This is a genomic window from Neokomagataea thailandica NBRC 106555 (assembly GCF_001598495.1).
Lineage (GTDB): Bacteria > Pseudomonadota > Alphaproteobacteria > Acetobacterales > Acetobacteraceae > Gluconobacter > Gluconobacter thailandicus_A.
On sequence record NZ_BCZB01000003.1, the window covers coordinates 100,668 to 118,477 of the forward strand.

Consider the following 17,810-nt stretch of genomic DNA (forward strand, 5'->3'; position numbering starts at 1 on the left):
TCTAGCCTTCATCTGCCGCAAAAGAGACCGGTTTGCCCTGCCATAAGGCCATATAAGATTCAATATCTGGGCGGCGTTTCTTGGGGATATCTCCAGACGGCGTACCAATGAGCAAAAGCCCCTCAAGGCGGTGTGGTGCAGGAAGGCCCAAGTTTTCTAGAAAAGAACGGTCTTTTTGGAACGCTCCAGTGACCCACACACCACCAAACCCTTCCACGTGCAGCGCGTTAAGAACATTCATGGCGCCCGCAGCAAGAGCCATTTCTTGTTCAACAACCGGGATTTTCGCTTCTGGTTGAGCATGAAAGCCAAGCGCTATAATCGCCGGCATTGTACGCATACGCTCACGGCGCCTTAAGCGATTAGCTTCCGGCATATCGGGGGATTGACGCAAAAGTGCTTCATAAAACTGGGAGGCAAAGGACTCACGGTATGCTCCGGTGATGACCGTATAACGCCAAGGACGGAGTCTTCCATGATCAGGGGCGCGTAATCCTGCTGAGAGGATACGAGCAAGCTGGTTACCAGCAGGGGCAGGCTCAACGAGTTGATCAGTTGAGGCGCGTGAGAGAAGGGCATCGAGAACAGATTGGCTCATATAAAGAGATATGGAACGGACCGTCCATTCCGCCAAGGGGAAAGATTGCATGCCGGAAGAGCGTGGCAATAACTGCCCGGGTGGTGTAACAATACCGTATGAACGATACACGTCACGCAGAGCTGGCGCGCGCGACCAGCGAAACCGATATCTCCATTGCTCTTACCTTGGATGGTGAAGGACGCTCTGACATCCAAACAGGCATTGGTTTTTTTGACCATATGCTGACTGCCCTTGCACGTCACGGCGGTTTAGATCTGACCGTGCATGCTAAGGGGGATCTGCACATTGACGGTCATCATACAGTTGAAGATATCGGAATCGTACTGGGGCAGGTTCTACGTCAAGCCGTTGGGGACAAGCGCGGTATTGAACGCTTTGGTCATGCTTTGGTGCCATTAGATGAGGCCTTGTGTGAAGCTGTAGTTGATCTGTCCGGCCGTCCTTACCTCGCGTGGAATGTTATATTCACACGTGAGAAAATCGGTGAGATGGACACAGAACTCTTTGAAGAATTTTTCCGGGCGTTTGCTATGTCTGCCCATATTGCTCTGCACCTGACCACCAAGTCCGGCACAAACGCTCATCATATTGCAGAGAGCACCTTTAAGGCTGTGGCGCGTGCTTTAAGAATGGCTATTTCCCGTGACCCACGTGCAATCGGCACCATCCCATCTACAAAGGGGGTGCTGTGAAAACGTATCGAGCTTTTATCTCCCCTGCAGCTGATATTGTGCTTGTGAAGCAAGGGGGGGCTCGTCGTGTTCTGCTCTTGGGGCCACTCGGCCTTTTATGGCTTGGGTCTTGGATAGGGGCACTATGCGCAGCCTCAATAGAGATCCTCGCGTTAAAATTTTGTCCCATGCCATATGAATGGGCTGTACTCTGTGCCTGCCATTTTATATTCGCCGTTTTCTTTCCCGAACTGCGCCAATGGGAATTAACATTGGCTGGATACAACCATTATGAGGGAGACATGATCATCGCTCCCAATCATAATCAAGCCTTGCTGCGTATACTGGACCGCCAAGTCTTCACTGATGCACCACCGGAGCTGCCATGCGTGTTGTCGTAATTGATTATAACGGAGGCAATCTTGCGTCTGCTGCCGAGGCGGCCCGCAAGTCTGCTGCACGTTTTGACCTGAACGCTGATGTCGTCATCTCACGTGAACCTCATACCATTCTTAATGCTGACCGCCTTATTTTGCCCGGGCAGGGTGCTATGGCCGATTGCGCCAAAGGGTTAGGTCAGGAGTTACGCGGCTTATTAGAAGAAGCAACAGCAAACGGCACCCCCTTTCTGGGGATTTGCGTTGGCATGCAGCTCATGTGTGACTACGGTGTTGAATACGGACGCACAGAAGGTCTGGGGTGGATTTCTGGCTCTATTCAGCGCATGAGCGAGGCTGAAAAAAACAATTTACGCTTGCCACATATGGGCTGGAACACACTCGACTTTACACCGGGCCAGCATCATCTGACCAAAGGGCTAACACCGGGAGAGCACGGGTATTTTGTGCATTCTTATGCCCTTCATAACGGTGACCAGAGTGACCTCGTGGCGAGCAGTCATTATGGCGAACAAGTGCCAGCTATTGTTGCGCGTGGTAATCGTTGCGGCACGCAATTTCACGTAGAGAAAAGCCAAGATGTTGGCCTGATGATCATGGGTAATTTTCTTAAATGGGACGTGTAAAGATCGTTTGTGAACGTGTCTCTTCAGGGTTATCTGAAGATGACTTGGAAATGCTGTGTGAAGCCGCGCTTGCGGGTATTTTAGATGGCGGTGGGTTTGGGTGGGTTCGCCCGCCGAGTAGAGACGTTCTGAAACGCTATTTTGAAGGCTTACAACTCGTTCAAGAGCGCCATCTTTACGTGATACGTGACGAAGAGGGCCTTATCTGTGGTGCAGGGCAGTTAGTACGCCCTCCCGCCAGCTATGAAGCACATGCAGCGACAGCCACGCTGACCGCCTTTTTTATTGCTCCCTATGCACGTGGGCGCGGGTTAGGAAAAACATTAATAGCAACCATGCTCCAAGGAGCAAAAGCCATTGGTTGCAAAGTTGTAAATTGTGATGTTCGTGAAACACATAGTGGTGCAATTCGTCTCTTTCGTTCGTTTGGCTTCGAACAATGGGGGACACATCCTTATTACGCCCGGATCGGAGGCCAGACAGTGCGCGGTATTTTTCTTTCCAAACTTCTTGCAGATGACCATGAAGCAGCAGAGTGGCGTATGTCTCCCGAAACGGGCGTGACGCATGGAACAGTACGTAAACCCCTGACGCTCTATCCTGCGATTGATTTAAAAGATGGTGCTTGCGTACGGTTGCGGCGCGGTGAAATGGATGATGCGACACATTATTCTGATGACCCCGGCGCTCAAGCAAAGACTTTTGCTGATGCGGGTTGCCAATATCTCCATGTCGTTGATTTAAATGGTGCTTTTGCTGGCCGATCAGTCAATTACGCTGCCATTGAAGCTATTGTCCGCGCCACGGACCTTCCAGTTCAGTTAGGGGGAGGGATACGCGATATGGAAGGGATTGAGCGTTGGCTTTCTGCCGGTGTGGAGCGTGTTATTTTGGGCTCCGTTGCTGTGAAAGATCCAGAGCTGGTGCGCCAGGCGGCTCGTGCTTTCCCTGGGCGCATCGTCGCCGGAATTGATGCTCGTCATGGTAAAGTCGCGACAGAAGGTTGGGCTGAAGTCTCTGAACTTGAGGCCAATGACCTCGCATTGCGGATGGAAGATGCCGGCGTATCGGCGGTTATTTTCACCGAAATCAGTCGTGATGGTATGCTAGCAGGGCTTGACCTTGAGCAAACGGCAGCTATGGCGAAGTCTCTGTCTATTCCAGTCATTGCAAGCGGCGGCGTGGGAACATTAGAGCATTTGCGGGCTCTACGTGATATCGCGCAGGATGTGCCGGGGATCTCAGGCGCCATTGTGGGGCGGGCCCTTTATGATGGCCGCGTACACTTAGATGAAGCGTTGGAGTTGTTTAAATCATGTTAAAGCTCCGCGTTATTCCCTGCCTTGACGTGAAAGACGGCAGGGTCGTTAAAGGCGTAAACTTTGTCTCCCTTCGCGATGCTGGAGATCCCGTTGAGCAGGCCAAGCTCTACGATGCGGCTGGCGCGGATGAACTGACCTTTTTGGATATTACCGCTAGCGTTGAGAACCGTGATACGATTTTAGATGTCGTACGGCGTACAGCAGAAGCCATCTGCCTGCCTTTAACCGTTGGCGGTGGCGTTCGTAGCTGTGACGATATGCGGCGCCTTTTGCTCTCTGGCGCAGATAAATGTGCCGTAAACTCTGCGGCAATTCGTAATCCCAATCTCATTGCAGAAGCGGCAGAACGTTTTGGCTCTCAGTGTATCGTTGTGGCTATTGATGCGCGTTCAAACGGGAAGGGGGGATGGGAAGTTTACGCCAAGGGCGGCCGAGAACCAACCGGGCTAGATGCCATTGAATGGGCTAAGCGTATGGCGGATCTAGGTGCCGGAGAAATTCTTCTAACAAGTATGGACCGAGACGGCACAAAAGCAGGGTTTGATTTGGATCTCTTACGTGCTGTGTGCGGTGCTGTGACGGTTCCAGTCGTTGCATCCGGTGGTGTGGGGACTGCGGAACATTTTGTGGATGGCGCACATGCCGGTGCAAGTGCATTGCTTGCCGCTAGTGTATTCCACTTTGGCCAATTAAGCGTTGGCGACGTTAAAAAAACAATGAAAGAAGCTGGGTTACCAGTTCGTATAGGGAGATAAAATTATGGCAAAAGCCGATAAAAAAATTGAAAGCGTCCCCGTAGACCATATTTTACACCGCCTCTACGAGACTGTTCTCTCGCGTCGTGGCACAGACCCAAATTTAAGTCACTCTGCTCGCCTCATGGCGCGTGGCCGGAATAAAGTCGCTCAAAAATTTGGGGAAGAGGCAGTTGAATGTCTCATTGAAGCCGTAAATGGTAACCGCAAAGAACTGATTAGTGAGAGTGCTGATGTTCTCTATCATTTGATCGTCATGCTAGTTGATTGTGGTGTATCTCTTGATGATGTGTGGAAAGAACTCAAGCGTCGAGAGGGTGTAAGTGGTATTACTGAAAAGTTGTCTCGTCCCCAGAAAAAGCCTGAATAAGGATTTCCAACGTGACCTACGATCAAAATAATATATTTTCCCGTATTTTACGGGACGAGATTCCCTGTAATAAAGTATATGAAAATGAATATGCACTTGCATTTCATGACATAGCACCACATGCACCTGTACATATTTTGGTTATTCCTAAAGGAGCATATGAATCTATTATTGATTTCAGCGCACATGCTTCATCTGATGAAGTTTCAGGCTTTTGGAAAGCCGTCTCTCATGTTGCGGACCAGCAGGGCATCACGAAAGATGGTTGCCGCATTCTTAGTAATGTTGGCGCCAATGGCGGGCAAGAAGTCCCCCATTTTCACGTACATCTGCTCGGCGGCGTTTTCTTGGGGCCAATTTTGTTCAAAAAACTGTAAAACTACTTGCATGGAGTGGTAGAGCCTGATAAAAGCCGCTTCACTCTAGTCCCGTTCGTCTAGAGGCCTAGGACACCGCCCTCTCACGGCGGCAACACGGGTTCGAATCCCGTACGGGACACCATGTAAAATCTAATAAAATTAAGGATTTTGCACGGTTCTTCATTATGAATGTTGTCTATCATAATACAACTTGCGTAAAGTACGCGTAAGAAGAACAAAACAACATAACTCAAGAAACAAAAAAGCAAACCGATTGACCTCGATCACGGCACTCAGATACTTCACCGGATAATGCTCTACCGTATCCGGAAGCTTAAAATCGCTGATGGCAATGCCGTAAGTGAGGGTTTAATCCGTGTTGAGCGTGCTGGGCTTTTGTTTGTCGGCTCTGCTTAAAAATTCCTAGCAGCTATAGTGTTCCGTGTCGGCGAAATGCCCTCGTATCATTGTTCTTATTGATCGCTCGGTTCAGATATTCTCATCCCGATATAGATCCCATCAACGCGCTAGATTCTGGAAATCCTGTGTATCTCCAATACCAATATAAGCGCTTGTCCATTGTCTAGTGCTGAACTCAGCGATAAATCATTGAATGATCGATGTTGATACCACGCTCAGCCAGCATGGCTTATACCCGTGAGCGTTCAAAGAAATACATCACCATAAAATAACGCCCCTTGAAAGCACTCTTATCAATAGCCCTGCCTCAAAACCCAGCGAGTTTCCAAATAAGTGCTAAAACTTTATGACAGGGCTCGTCTAGGGCATGTGGGAGAGGTTTTGATCGCGACATGTCTAGCATATTTTGGAAGCAGAAATGCCGAGTGTCATTGCCTTAAATGCTTCGCCGAGCAGGCCAGATATTATTTTATCCGCAGCTGAGCTCCTACAGGTCGCAGGTGCTGAAGTCTCATGGGAGCAAGCTTGTCATCAAGCGGAGTGGCAATGGAGTGAAAAATTACCTTCAGTCATTTCAGAGAAGCGGCGACAAGGAGCTTCGGCGCTGGCTTTGTCAATATATCCCATTGTTTCGGCATCGGGGGTAATGTTTGGTCACTCTGAGGAATGATGTAACGCACGGGCGGGCCTACAAGAACCCGCATGGGCTCCCGTCCCGGAACGAAGCAGTGCTACAGCCGGTAAATTAATTACCTTGTCACCGTGCGTTATGCCTATATACATAGCGAAATTATAAAAGAGAAATTAAGCATGGCGAGAATCACCCTGACGGGAATTTTTGAGCCTATACACGCTAATCTCTAAAAGGGATGTTGGATATTGGTCGTGGTCCGCAAGCTACCTTGCAAGCTGTTGGTCATGTTGTGTTGAATTCCATCCGTGATTGTATTCGTCGATAGCTTCAGCTTGATAGTAGCGAATTTCTGCTTCTTAACTTGGTTTATGTGCTGACGAAGAAGGGTCCGGGCATTTTACGTGGTCCTAATTTTAAAAAAGGACTTGATGAGTCGTTGACGGTCAGGTGACGGGCAATGTTCTACGCTGAAAAAAGGGGGGGAATAAGGTGTATGCGGGTGTGCATCAGTTTAGTATGGTGATTCAGTCGAAAAATGACAGCCCAGAAAATGCTGCAAGTTGATTGCCAAGCTCGTTCAGCCGAGTGAGGCGTTCGTCGACTAAGTCATTTAATCATCGCCTCCATATCGTCAGTATATGAGAAGGGAGGCAGTGAGAAGCAGCCCGCTAATAGATCGTTTTCAAAATTTTTATATGAAAAAATCACGAAATAAAATTATTTAACACTATATAAATCATATTATATTCAATATGCGCAAATATATAAATTTGCGCATATTGAATTGAAAATTAAGCGATAATACCCATTTCTTCGAATATTTCTTCCGACAGGAGATATGGACCTTCATTTTTTATTTGAATAGCCAGCATACCGAAGGTGTTAGGCGCACGTTTTCCTAAAGGCAAAAGAGCATCACCATTTGTCCAGCGGGCATTTTTCTCTTCAAGAGAAACCCAACCCACCAACTCTTTTTCTGCGAGATGAGTGGTGATGTTATGCGTCTGTGCTCCATCAAATAAGGTAATTTCACCAACAGAAACACCAAAATAGCGTCGATCATCAACAAATGGACCAATCACATCGTGAGGGCGACTTGCGTTAGAAACGATACGTACTGTCTCAATGCCGCTTGGGATCATAAACATGACTCGCCCGTTATATTGACGTGAAGCCCGTATTACAGATCCATTTTCTGTCATGAGATACATATTGCTCTCATAAGAAAGGGGGATAGCATTAGCTAAAACAGGGTAGCCGGACTTATTCGCGCGCTTTTCAATTTCACGAAAGATTGGTTCAACAAATTCACGCGCAACTCCTAAAGGTGCCGCAGCATCTTCCTCCCAAGTCAGTTCACGACTATGAGGAATAGACATTACAGCATGGTTTTGGCTGAAATAACGGCGACTACCCGTATCGAGATAGCTTTCTGTCAGCATTCCATCAGAATTAATTACAGAATGTTCTTCAGTTTCAATATGATAATAATCATATGATGCAAATGATTGATCATACACAATGGAACTGCCATTCACGAGCATGCGCGCAGGTATAAACTTCCCTTTCAAAAATAAGCAATGCTCTGATGTGATCAGTAAGTCTTTAAAAGGAACATTCTCTGCAATAGCGTCTTTAAGTATCCGTACGGGATACCCGGATTTATCATTAGGAAGGTGCGGGCGGGTATGGCAGGTAGACTGTCCAGCCCAAGTCACACGACGTATAACCTCTTCTCCATTCACATAAGCAATAATTTCATCACCAATACTTAAGTTTTCAACCGCACATAATGTATCTTTTGTGCGTATTAGGGTTCCCGGTAAAAAACAGGGCGTTGTCCCTTCATATGTTACAACACCACCGGCGCTATCTGAAAATTGACCTGTATATCCTTTTCCAACATCAAAGTTATATAAATTTGATCCACTGGTAATTGTTAAAATTCCAGTATCATTACTGTAGTTTAGTGTTCCTGGGATATGAACATTAAACTGATCACCTTGACTGAAGCCTCTTAAAGCACCAACAAAACTACGTCCATTAATAATATCAAGAGTATTATTTCCACCACTAAAATTAAAAACTTGTCCTTGACCAGAGTTTATCCCATTTAATGTGAGTCGCGATCCTTGTGAGAGGTTAACTTGACCTGTTTCTGCCCCGCTTGATGCTAAAGAATTAAATAAAGTTAAATTTCCATTAATAATATCGATTTCACCATTGTTAATATAGCTGCCAGAACCTCCAATAATTGATAAATTACCTCCACCGTTACCTTGTTCCGAGTATTTCCAAATGCCTGTGTTAATAAACCCTCCAGATCCAACTGATGTAATGGATGTAGATCCCCCGGATAGATTTAAATTGAATTTTCCAGAGTTATTAATTCCTTTGAAATTTAAATTAAAAGTTGAACCACTTGTTGCGGTAGAATTATCTATTGAAAATACACCGTTGTTTGTAAAATAATCTGTTAAATTACCCCAGTTTGCAGAAAAACCAGTGCCTCCATTATCAGCTATTTTTACGGTACCATTGTTTATGAATTTTCCTAAATAAAAAGCGTTTACTGTAGATGCGCCTGATAAATCTATATCAATTAAGCTGGAAGAATCATTTATTATAGATTTATAGGATAATACTATAGATGAACCCGTTGTGGCATTTTTATCAATGATAATAATCTGGCCAGAATTTTGGGATAAAGTTGTATTAGCCCCATCACCAATTCGGACGGTAGATCCAGATGCGCTTGTGGATGTTATATATGAAATAATACCATTATTGTTTAAATTTCCTTGGAAGTTTAAAGTTCCTCCACCGGGAGGAGTAAACAAAAACTGCGCCCCAGAGTTGTTATTTATAGTGTATGCCACACCAGATACTACGTTGTAAATATCTGAAGATTTAACACTTATATTATTGGTTCCGCCAGTTGGAGAAATTATAGCCATAACGAATCATTCCTGGTGATTAAAAAACAAACAACAAATATATAAAAATTTTTACCCTGAAAAGAAAAAGTTTGTTTTTAATTAACTTATTTCATATATATATCGATAAAAAATTTTAAAGAAATGATATTTAAAATTGTTATTTGAAATAATAAAATTTATAAATTAAGTTAATAACTATAAATTTTTAATTTTTATTAATAAATTTAATGACAATTTACTTTTGTGTGTGTTGAATTTTTTTCATATTTTGATGAGCATTTAAATTTAAATGGTCGTGATAAGGATTTATGTTTTAAATTTAGTTATGGAAAGACGTTGTCTTCTTTCATTAATGACCGAATCGGAGATGATGGACGTGCCGGATGAGGGTGTGTCCATTGGGAGGGGCGCTGCCTGGTTTGGCGTTGTTTGCAGCGTAAAATGGGGACAAATTCCGTACTGAGATTTAGGTGTTAGCAACGAATTGTCTCATGCGGCCCCGCGTGCGTAGTATTTTTTCATCAAGCGACAGCACTGAGGAAGCCGAAAATATAGTCATACAATATGAGTAATTATCTGCACGAAAAATGGTGTCGTTTGTAATGAACTGGAGGCGCATTGGTCACGGTCATTCAGTGCATGAAATTGAAGGTGACATCATTATTAATCAATAATACCAAACAACAGCCTAAAATTTAAATACAGATCTATAATATATTTCAATTTAAGGGTAACATCATGAAGTAAATACATTGATATGAGGGGTATTATAGCCTTTGAGGCGTTAAAAATCAAACTAAAAATGGATGGGATTTAATTTTGCCACAGATCTTTCATTGCATCGATCGCTATAAAATAATTGGTTTTTGAACTTTTCCTCTTTTAAAAATCATATCATTTTACTATAGGGCCTTTTAATAAATTGATATTTAACAAGGCCCCGAGCATGATTATAAAAAAATACTATTTTTAAGTGGATTTTCAGCTTTAACACCTTTGGTCGCTTTGGGGCAGAGTTTGCCGTCCGGGGGGCATTATATTGCCGGGAATGGTAACATTTCATCCGCTACGAGTGGGGTGACTGTGAATCAAAATAGTTCACGGGGAATTATCGACTGGCATAATTTTTCTATTGGGCAAGGTGGCATTGTTCAATTTAATAACGGTAAGGGTGCCACGTTAAATCGTGTGACGGGTGAACAGGCAACGGCCATTCAGGGGCGCTTAGGTGCAACTGGAAGTATCTTTTTGATTAACCCTAATGGTGTTGTCATTGGACAAAATGGGCAGGTTGTTACCGGCGGAAGCTTTGTTGCATCAACGCGTGATGTATCAAATGCGAATTTCATGCAGAGTGGAGATCTGCAATTCGCAGGCAACTCTTCCGGGAAAGTGGTGAACAAAGGTCATATTCTCAGTGATAAAGGTAATGTTGTTCTAATTGGCGCGTCGGTTGAAAATAAAGGGACGATTTCATCCGGTCAAGGAACAGTCGCTTTGGCTGCGGGTGATACCGTTATGCTAAAAGAGAGTTCTGGCCCGGATAGTCTCTATATTGTAGTGAAGGGGAATGGGCAAGGAAATGTTCTAAATACAGGGGATATTCGCGCCGCCGCCGCTAAATTAGAAGCCGCACGAGGTAACGTGTATGCTCTGGCAGGAAACCATCAAGGTCTTATTCAAGCCGCAGGGACATCACAGGTTAATGGTCAGGTATGGTTAACGGCGCCCCAAGGGAAGGTTGTCGTTAAAGATACAGTCATTTCAGCGCATAATGTTTCTGGCTCTGGTGGATCTGTTACCGCAAATGGTCATGACGTCATCATCGGTCAAAATGGCACGATTGATGTTTCGGCCGTGCAAGGCGGTAAAAATGGGGGGCGGATCCTTGTCGGGGTAGATGGTGCAGGTGGCGCACATCTTGCGCGCACGACACACATTGCTGCAGGCGCTTCATTGAAGGCATCGGGTAAGGAGAGTGGTCAAGGCGGTTTCATTGAGACGTCTGGTCATAATTTGCAGGTTGATAAAGCCGTTATTGATGCCGGGAAAGGAGGGAATTGGTTCCTGGACCCGGATGACCTGACGATTGACGCCAACGCGGCTGGAACTATTTCTTCTGCATTGAATGCAGGCACGAATGTTAGCGAGCAAACCACAGCAACTGTTTCGAGTGGTGTCGGGAATGTAAGCGCAGGACAAGGTGACATTACACTCGCCGCACCTATATCGTGGGGCAGTGATGCAACCTTAGCGCTCTCTGCTTGGCGGAATGTGAATGTTAATGCGCCAGTAACGATTTCTGGAAATGGCACATTAAACATTACCACGAATGGTGCTGGAGCCACGGCTAATCCCGGCGGCCTGAACTTTGCGGGTGGTTCTGTTCATTTTACGGCCCCCGTAGGCGGAGCCTTGCTCATTAATGCTCAGCCTTATACCCTTGTGCGTGATGTTGCATCGTTGCAGAACGTACAGGACACGGGTTACTACGCTTTAGCTAATAATATTGATGTGAGTAGTGCAACAGGGTTCACTCCAATTGCGCAAGATGGCTTTACAGGCACCTTTAATGGGCTGGGTAATACGCTTTCTAATCTGAATATTAATTCTAATGCATATTCTGTCGGTTTGTTTGGACAAATTGCCTCGGGTGGTTTGGTCACAGATTTGCATATGAATAATGCGCAGGTGAGTGGATCAGGGTCTTATACAGGCGCTCTCGCTGGCATGAACTCTGGGACGATTGCGAATAGTTCTGTAAGTGGCTCTATAAATGCGGCAGTATCAGGTGTTCCAGCTCTTGTCGGTGGCTTGGTTGGTTATACGACGGGTGTTTTAAGTAATATATACTCCTCCATGACTATTTCTGTATCGGGTGATACGGCGAATGTGGTTGGTGGTGTGACAGGTTGGAACACCGGCTCCATCAATGGCAGCACCACAACGGGGAATACTTCCGTTCAGGGAAGTGGCTCTAATATTGTTGGTGGTTTTGCGGGACAGAATGATGGGCAAATTACCCAGTCTAGTGCGGCAGGCTCTGTTACCTTCGCGGCAGATTCAGCGAATGGCGTAAGCGTACCAAGTACAATTGGTGGTTTTGCGGGCTACAATACGGGGACTATAGATCACGTCTTCGCGTCTGGCGCTGTGTCTAACCAAGGGACAGGATCCACCAGCAATACAGGTGGCCTTGTCGGTTGGAATGTCTCTGGCACGATTATGAACGCGTCGGCTGCAGGGAATGTATCAGGCACAGATAATACGTCTATTGGTGGTTTGGTCGGCGAAAATGATGCGAGCTTGCAAAATATTGCCGCATCAGGAGCCGTTTCTAATCTGACCTCCGGTGCAAATGCGGGCAATATAGGCGGCTTGGTTGGCCTTAGTATTGTTGGCGCAACTATTGATGGCGCGCAGGCTACGGGCGCCGTGAGCGGCAACAATAATACCAATATGGGTGGCTTAGTCGGGTATTCTATTGGTAGTGTATCGAACTCTTCTGCTAGTGGCACTGTTTCTGGGCACGATAACGCTCAGTTTGGTGGTTTAATTGGGTTTAATGAGGGAGCAGTATCCAATGTCTCCGCCTATGGGCATGTTATGGGGGATTCATCAGCCCAAGATATTAAGTCTGCCGGTGGTCTGATTGGTCTTAACAGTGGGACAGTGACGGTTGCGTCTGCATCTGGTGCTGTAGACGGGCGAGATATTGATAACCTAGGTGGTTTGATCGGGAATAATAAGGGCTCAATCACTGCGGCTTATGCGACGGGTGCAGTTAATGATATGACGAGCCTGATCCCTGTAGCGAGTGTAGGCGGCTTGGTCGGTTGGAACTGGGATGTCGGCATTTTGAATAGTGTTTATGCTACAGGGAAAACAAGCGTTACGAATAATGGTATTGTTGGCGGCCTTGTCGGTGAGAACAACGGATCCGTTACAGATGCTTATGCTACGGGTACCGTTTCAGGTGCGGGAAATAGCTTGGTTGGAGCTATTTCCGGTGAGAATACAGCACACTTTCAAGGTGTTTACTTCAATACGGATACTTCTGTCGTTTCGTCCTCTATCGGTACGGGTAGTAAGCAAGGTATTCAAGGCTTAACAACAGCTCAGTGGGTTTTGAATGGCCCAATGGTTTCTGGTAGTCGTAACCAGTTCTCCACGCCATCCGCATGGGTGTCTGGGTCGCCATACCCTATTCTGAGAGCGTTACCATATATCACTGTAGCGGGCGGTCTAGCGCGCGTATACGGGACAAATACTCAATCGAACACGACTACGACGGCCGTAGATCAGAATGGTAAGAACGTCGTATCACTCCTGAATACCAGTTCTCTGGTCTGGACACAGTACGGCACAAGCTCAACAAATGTTGGGCAGTATGGCGGTATTAGTGGGGCTGGCGTCACTGCTCCGCAAGGATATCAGGTTACATATTCGGGTGTATTGAATATCACGCCAGCTCTTCTAACCGTCACGGCTTTAAGCCAAAGTGGTTTATTCGCTACAGTGCCAACCTTAAACGCTAATGGTTTCGTTGTTTATGGGTTATCTAATGGAGATACAGTGACGGGGGCGCATTTATCAACAAATGCATCACAGTTTAGTTCTCCATTGTTGATTTATAATATTTTCGTTGATTCTATTCAGGGTCGTGGAATTGGTAATTATAATATTCAATACAATAAAGGTAATTATACAATATCTCCATTTTATTATGGTGTTCCGATCTTCTGGCCAGAAAGTGCAGATGTCTCCAACCTGCAAAGCATGATGCATCGTCCAAGCACTGCGCATCAGTGTGTTACAGCGCCTGTCGTTTCTAATGCACCTGATGTCTTCTCAAAATATCCCACCAATCCATGCGCTGAGATTAAAGTCCAGCTTCCATCTTATAGTGATCATTTGGGAGAAAAATTCTAATGATTAAGCTTCGTTTTCAATACTTCCTAATGGTTGCAACAGCACTTTCTGTATCCGTACCGGAAGTGGGACACGCGCAGGCTTATCAGCGTTTAGCCCCTAAGGCATTGCCGAAAACACCATCTAAAAATGTCATTGTGGCTCCTCCTGCGGAGGCTGCTCCCCTGCCATCATCTGATGCAAGCATCCTTGCTGAATTAAAGGGGCTGGTTTTTGTCGCACATGCTGAGGCGGTACAGGCTAATGGCGTGACGAACGCGGGAGGCATAGTTGCACAGGATTTGCCTTTTTTGCATGCAGCAGATTTCTATCATGAGGCGCAATCGTTTCTGGGTAAGCCGGTGAGCATTGCTAAGCTAAATGTTATTGCAAAATCTGTTAGCAATTTTTATGCGCAGCATGGTCGGCCGTTTGTATATGTTTCAATCCCGCCGCAGAATATCAGCACAGGCATCGTACAGATGGTTGTGACAGAATATCGCCTGGGTGAGATTAAGGTTACAGGCAACCGGTGGTTCTCATCTTCTTTGCTTTCAGGAGAGAGTGGCTTGAAGGCTGGGGAAGTATTAAGTCTGCCGCAGATACAGTCTGGCTTAGATCGTTTGAATGCGAATGCTTTTAGAACGGTCAATGCGCTATTCGCACCGGGAGCAGTGCCGGGAACCACCGACCTTACGCTGAAAACACAAGATCGTCTGCCTCTGCATGTTTATGGGTCGTATGATAATGCAGGCGTCCCTAACTTAGGATCATCCGAATGGGCGCTTGGCGGTTCATGGGGCAATGTTGCTGGTTTGGACCAGACATTGTCGTATCAATTCACGCATAGTGTTAGTGATTTATATAGTGGGCATGCTATCAGTTGGATGGCACCTTTGCCATGGAAAGACCGCGTGCAGGTGTTTGGGTCTTATTCGTACGAGCACCCACAATATGGCGCTTATGGCTCTTACTTCACGCAGGCAGGCCATAGTGGGCAAGCAAGCATTCGGTATATTCATGATTTGCCGACGTTAAACTTTGGGCACGATCTGAAGCTGACGCATGATGTGCAAATTGGTTATGATTTTAAGACAACTGACAATAGCTTAGAGTTTGGTGGGGTCCATGTTTTTGGAAGCTCGGCCGAGGTTAATCAATTCCCAATCATTTATGATGGGGTGATGACAGATCATTATGGCCGTACCAGTTTTAGTAATACTCTGGTGTTTAGTCCTGGCGGCTTAACCGGTGGAAACCATAAGGCAAACTTTCAGACACTCGTGCCGGGTGCATCTACGAGCTATGTGTACGATACATTTAGTCTAGCGCGTACAACATGGCTCCCTGCAGGTCTCTCTTGGCTTTTGCAAGCGCAAGGGCAAGTGGCTAGCAGCAACCTAATGTACAGCAATCAGTTGGCGTTGGGTGGACTATACTCCGCGCGTGGCTATGCGACGGATACTGCACTCGGCAGTCAGGGCGTAAGTGTAACGAATGAACTACGCCTACCAGCCTTTAGCTTTTTTGGGCACAAAGACAGCGCACTGAAAGATCAAGAGCAGGTCGGTGTGTTTTATGATTATGGCCATGTGTTACAACGCCATACCATTCCTCAAGCAGTCAACGAAGCTGACCTCTCAAGTGTAGGGTTAGATGTGAACAGCACCGTCGGACGGTACGTATCGCTGACCTTTAATATGGGGTGGCGCTTGCATGGTGTTCCTGCTCTGCGTGAAATGAATGGGTTTGGAGGTAAGGGTGGTTTTGGGAATTTCATTGTGACGGTAGGGTACTGATGAAATTCTCAAAAGATATTAAGGGTGCAGTAGGTGGAGGCAATATGGCCCTACCTTTTGTAGAGACTTAAGCGCTCTTTAAAGTGTGGTATGTAGCGGTTTTTGTAGGGTTGATTAAATTCCGCTATTTTCTGTTAACTTAGGGTCATTAAAAATGACAGATCTTCTTTTGGTATAAAAACTAAGGTAGGTCTGTCGGTTAGGAAGTTTCATGCGTAATACGTACTATCATACGAAATGTCTTGCTTTTCTAGCTACAGCTCTTACGCTTTTCTCTGTTACAGAGGCTTTGGCGCAAGATGCGCAACGTCCACCAGCGCCGGGGACTATGCCTTTAAAATCAATGCCACAGTATCTTCCTGTAGAGCCAGGGTTTCCTGCTCCTAGCACGCATACTGGCAATGCGTATGCTCCCGAAGCAAATTATACGAGCAGATGGACGCGTGCAGATGCACGGCAGATTAAGGCGCTATCTAACCCTAACATGCCGGCAAACGCCAATTCACTCCCGCTTTCATTGACGATGCCTACAATCTCTAAAGATTTCCCTGTAACGAACGACCAGTATTGGATTTGGGATACATGGCCTTTAACCGATGGTGCAGGAAACCAGTATAGCTATAACGGATGGGAGGTTATTTTCTGCCTCACGGCAGATAGAAATGCCGGGTATGATTTTGGTAATAGACATGTACATGCACGGCTTGGTTATTTCTACCGTCGTGCGGGCCTTCCTGCCTCATCGCGGCCTGTAAATGGTGGTTGGATTTATGGGGGGCATTTATTTCCAGAAGGGAGTAGTGAAGCTTTATTTGCCGGGCGTGAAGGAGTTAGGGCGCAGTGGTCCGGTTCCACGCGTATTACCCAAGTGGGCACGAATGGGGTAATGGCTTTTTATACGGACGCACTCTTTCCTAGTGATGGCCCTATGGATGCGATTATTACGCTTGCCAATGGGCAAATACACTCTGATAATACACATGTGTGGTTTACCGGCTTTAATCAACATATACCGCTTTTGCACCCTGATGGGCATTATTATCAGACGCGTGAGCAGAACCCCTATGTCTCATTTCGTGACCCGTACACTTTCAATGACCCAGCTCACCCTGGCAAAACCTATATGGTATTCGCAGGGAACTCTTCTGGGGTACGTGGGGATACACCTTGCGATGCGTCAGACCTAGGGTATCAACCCGGTGAAAAATACAGTGAGACACTTGATCAGGTTAATCAGTCGGGTGCGATTTTTCAGAGAGCTAATATCGGTCTTGCCGTTGCTACTAGAGGCGACTTAACGCAATGGCAGTTTTTGCCTCCTCTGGTATCAGCGAATTGTGTGAATGATCAAATGGAGCGCCCCCAAATATATATGCAAAATGGTGATTATTACTTACTTACGATTAGTCACCGAACAACTTTTGCAGCAGGCATAGATGGTCCAGATGGAGAGTATGGTTTCTATGGACATGGAATTCGTAGTGACTGGGTGCCTTTAAACAATGGTAGTGGGTTGATGTTGGGGAACCCTACTAACTTACAGACTGCTGCTGGTACAGATTGGGCCTTGAATCCAGATCAGAATTTGAACACTTATCAAACGTATTCACACTATGTCATGCCGGGTGGGAAAGTACAGTCTTTCATTGATATGATCCAATATCGCTGGGGCGGTTCATTAGCACCTATTGTGCGCCTTAAGTTCCAAGGGGCTAATACTGCTTTGGACACGACATACGGCCAAAATGGCCTTGGCGCTTATGGGGATATTAGTGCGAATGTCGCTAACACTAACATTTCAGGCATGATGCAAGACATGCGCTCTAAATATGGAACGCAGAATTTTATAAAATAATTGATCTCTTTTTGATATTGAGGTGTATGAATTTCTTTCATATGCCTCATTAAAATTATTGTCTATCGGTACTCTCATTGTTAACGAGAGTACCAGTCAAACCCTGTGGTTTTTTATTGCCTCTGTGATTTTATTTCTCCTACATTAATT

Annotated in this window: 12 protein-coding genes and 1 tRNA gene; 11 read left to right on the forward strand and 2 right to left on the reverse strand. The window is 45.9% G+C overall.

Going from position 1 to position 17,810, the window contains the following annotated elements; genetic code table 11:
- Position 1: 1 nt before the first annotated feature.
- Positions 2 to 649: a nitroreductase family protein gene (locus tag NTH01S_RS01710; RefSeq protein WP_084366857.1), complete on the reverse strand. Its 648-nt coding sequence runs from the start codon at positions 647 to 649 to the stop codon at positions 2 to 4.
- 47 nt (positions 650 to 696) lie between these two features.
- Between NTH01S_RS01710 and hisB the strand changes: the two genes are divergently transcribed.
- The 8 genes from hisB to NTH01S_RS01750 all read left to right on the forward strand — a co-directional run bounded on the left by hisB (position 697) and on the right by NTH01S_RS01750 (position 5,244).
- On the forward strand, positions 697 to 1,293 hold the full coding sequence (gene hisB / locus NTH01S_RS01715) for an imidazoleglycerol-phosphate dehydratase HisB (RefSeq protein ID WP_068168428.1): 597 nt from the start codon (positions 697 to 699) through the stop codon (positions 1,291 to 1,293).
- Positions 1,290 to 1,673: a hypothetical protein gene (locus NTH01S_RS01720; protein ID WP_068168430.1), complete on the forward strand. Its 384-nt coding sequence runs from the start codon at positions 1,290 to 1,292 to the stop codon at positions 1,671 to 1,673. The genes hisB and NTH01S_RS01720 overlap by 4 nt, the downstream gene beginning before the upstream one ends.
- Positions 1,658 to 2,296, forward strand: coding sequence for an imidazole glycerol phosphate synthase subunit HisH (hisH, locus tag NTH01S_RS01725; protein ID WP_068168433.1), 639 nt, complete (start codon positions 1,658 to 1,660; stop codon positions 2,294 to 2,296). The genes NTH01S_RS01720 and hisH overlap by 16 nt, the downstream gene beginning before the upstream one ends.
- Entirely contained in the window at positions 2,284 to 3,618 is a 1,335-nt protein-coding gene (hisA, locus tag NTH01S_RS01730) for a 1-(5-phosphoribosyl)-5-[(5-phosphoribosylamino)methylideneamino]imidazole-4-carboxamide isomerase (protein ID WP_068168436.1), read from the forward strand. The genes hisH and hisA overlap by 13 nt, the downstream gene beginning before the upstream one ends.
- A complete protein-coding gene (gene hisF / locus NTH01S_RS01735; protein WP_068168437.1) occupies positions 3,612 to 4,373 on the forward strand; it encodes an imidazole glycerol phosphate synthase subunit HisF in 762 nt (253 codons plus the stop codon). The genes hisA and hisF overlap by 7 nt, the downstream gene beginning before the upstream one ends.
- Positions 4,374 to 4,377: 4 nt before the next feature.
- Complete coding sequence (locus tag NTH01S_RS01740; RefSeq protein ID WP_068168440.1) at positions 4,378 to 4,743, forward strand: phosphoribosyl-ATP diphosphatase; 366 nt, start codon at positions 4,378 to 4,380, stop codon at positions 4,741 to 4,743.
- An 11-nt stretch (positions 4,744 to 4,754) separates the two neighbouring features.
- On the forward strand, positions 4,755 to 5,120 hold the full coding sequence (locus NTH01S_RS01745) for a histidine triad nucleotide-binding protein (RefSeq protein ID WP_068168444.1): 366 nt from the start codon (positions 4,755 to 4,757) through the stop codon (positions 5,118 to 5,120).
- 48 nt (positions 5,121 to 5,168) lie between these two features.
- A tRNA-Glu gene (locus tag NTH01S_RS01750) sits at positions 5,169 to 5,244 on the forward strand.
- 1,703 nt (positions 5,245 to 6,947) lie between these two features.
- Here NTH01S_RS01750 and NTH01S_RS01755 read toward each other — a convergent pair.
- Positions 6,948 to 9,113 (reverse strand): Hint domain-containing protein, encoded by a 2,166-nt coding sequence (locus NTH01S_RS01755; RefSeq protein WP_084366859.1) that lies wholly within the window; start codon positions 9,111 to 9,113, stop codon positions 6,948 to 6,950.
- A gap of 999 nt (positions 9,114 to 10,112) precedes the next feature.
- On the opposite strand from NTH01S_RS01755, the gene NTH01S_RS01760 reads away from it, so the two are divergent.
- From NTH01S_RS01760 to NTH01S_RS01770, 3 genes are all read left to right on the forward strand, one after another.
- Positions 10,113 to 14,027: a beta strand repeat-containing protein gene (locus NTH01S_RS01760; RefSeq protein WP_169802030.1), complete on the forward strand. Its 3,915-nt coding sequence runs from the start codon at positions 10,113 to 10,115 to the stop codon at positions 14,025 to 14,027.
- A complete protein-coding gene (locus tag NTH01S_RS01765; RefSeq protein ID WP_068168456.1) occupies positions 14,027 to 15,805 on the forward strand; it encodes a ShlB/FhaC/HecB family hemolysin secretion/activation protein in 1,779 nt (592 codons plus the stop codon). Before NTH01S_RS01760 ends, NTH01S_RS01765 begins: the two co-directional genes overlap by 1 nt.
- A gap of 211 nt (positions 15,806 to 16,016) precedes the next feature.
- A complete protein-coding gene (locus NTH01S_RS01770; protein ID WP_084366863.1) occupies positions 16,017 to 17,660 on the forward strand; it encodes a glycoside hydrolase family 68 protein in 1,644 nt (547 codons plus the stop codon).
- Positions 17,661 to 17,810 lie beyond the last annotated feature (150 nt).